This window comes from Variovorax sp. 10N432, assembly GCF_056394465.1.
The window spans coordinates 1-548 of the sequence record NZ_JBFTHX010000148.1 but is presented as its reverse complement, the minus strand read 5'-3'; the positions used below and the strand labels follow the sequence as shown (position 1 = coordinate 548).

Genomic DNA, 548 nt, shown 5'->3' with positions numbered 1-548 from the left:
GCCATGCGGTCTTGCGCCTCGCGCTCGATCTTGTAGTCGGTGGCGACGTTCTCGGCCGTCTCGGGCATCGAGTCGACGCCGTACTGCGCCTTCATGAGCTTGTTGACGAAGCGCCAGCCGATGGTGGTGTCGTAGACCGCGTTGTTGCGGCTGAAGGCGCTTTCGGCCTTGGGCATCACGAAGGGGGCGCGGCTCATGCTCTCGACGCCGCCGGCGATCATCAGGCCGGACTCGCCGGCCTTGATGGCGCGCGCCGCCGTGCCCACGGCATCGAGGCCCGAGCCGCACAGGCGGTTGATGGTGCCGCCGCCGACCTCGATCGGCAGGCCCGCCAGCAGCGCCGCCATGCGCGCGACGTTGCGGTTGTCCTCGCCGGCCTGGTTGGCGCAGCCGTAGAGCACGTCGCTGACCGCTTGCCAGTCGACGTTCTTGTTGCGTTCCATCAGGGCCTTGAGCGGCACCGCGCCGAGGTCGTCGGTGCGCACGCTCGAGAGGGCGCCGCCGTAGCGGCCGAAGGGGGTGCGAACGGCGTCGCAGATGAAGGCTTG

At 69.5% G+C, this 548-nt stretch carries 1 protein-coding gene; it reads right to left on the bottom strand.

Annotated elements, in window-relative coordinates:
* Positions 1 to 548: thiolase family protein (locus tag AC1DF3_RS37085; protein WP_478142826.1), on the bottom strand; the 548-nt coding region annotated here is incomplete at both ends.